This window comes from Protofrankia sp. CiP1_Cm_nod4 (assembly GCF_982290645.1).
Genome location: NZ_CEVIVC010000180.1, coordinates 7,986 through 9,297 on the forward strand (window position 1 = coordinate 7,986; position 1,312 = coordinate 9,297).

The following is a 1,312-nucleotide window of genomic DNA, read 5'->3' on the forward strand; positions in this document are numbered from 1 at the left end:
GTCATCGCCTGGATCTGGGCCCGCACCGTCACCTGCCCCAACCCCGCCTGCGGCATCGAGATGCCCCTGGTCCGCTCCTGGTGGCTGGGCAAGAAGAAGGGCAAGGAGTCGTACGTCGTCCCGTCCGTCGTCCCCGACCCCACCCACCCTTCGGGGCAGCGGGTCGCGTTCACCATCGGACACGACAAGGCCGGCGCGCCGACCGCTGCCACGGACGGGACGGTCTCGAAGACCGGTGCCCGGTGCCTGGCCTGCGACGCGGCGGCGGACCTGAAATACGTACGTGCCGAGGGCCGCGCCGGGCGTCTCGGTGCCCAGCTCATGGCCGTGGTCGCCGAGGGCAACCGGCAGCGCATCTACCTCGCCCCGACCGACGAGCACGTCAAGGCCGCCGATGTCGAGCGACCCGACGACGTCCCTGAGGCATCTCTCCCGGCCGAGGCCCTCGGCTTCCGGGTACAGGCCTACGGCATGACGAGGTGGGCCGACCTGTTCACCAACCGCCAGCTCACCGCACTGACTACCTTCAGCGACCTGGTCTCCGACGCCCGCGAACGGGTCCTCGCCGACGGCGGCACCGAGGCGTACGCCGACGCAGTTGCTACCTATCTCGGGTTCGTCGTGAGCCGCCTGGCTGACTATCAGTCATCGATCACGACGTGGGCAAGCAATCCGCAGATGGAGATTCTCCGCAACATCTTTGCTCGGCAGGCGATCCCGATGACCTGGGACTACGCGGAGGGAAACCCATTCGCGGATAGTTCGGGAAGTCTCGTACGAATGACGAATGCTGTCACCGAGGCAGCGGAGCGCCTCGACGGGCGCGGCCCTGGTGTGGCCCAGCAGCGCGATGCTGTCGTTGCCGTGTCGGGACCCGTTCTGATCAGCACCGACCCGCCATATTACGACAACATCGGCTACTCCGATCTGTCGGACTTCTTCTACGTATGGCTGCGTCGGTCGCTGCGCGACGTACACCCAGATCTCCTAGCGACGATGCTGGTCCCGAAGGCAGAAGAGCTTGTTGCGAACCCTTTCCGCCAGGGCGGCAAGGAGGGCGCACAGCAGTTCTTCGAGGATGGCTTCCGCAAGGTCTTCGCACACGCGCGGGAGGTCGCACGAGACGACCTCCCGATCACCGTCTGGTACGCCTTCAAGCAGAGTGACGCCGATGAGGCTGGCGAGGCATCAACGGGCTGGGAGACCCTGCTTGAGGGCATGATCCGCGCGGGCTGGTCGATCACGTCGACATGGCCAAGTAGGAGCGAGAAGAGCGGCCGTATGAGAGACGTCGGCTCCAACGCGTTGGCTT

Annotated in this window: 1 protein-coding gene; it reads left to right on the top strand. The window is 66.1% G+C overall.

The window, feature by feature from the left end; translation table 11 throughout:
• On the top strand, positions 1–1,312 hold a 1,312-nt coding region (locus tag AC5LSR_RS21845), incomplete at both ends, for a DUF1156 domain-containing protein (protein ID WP_493468923.1).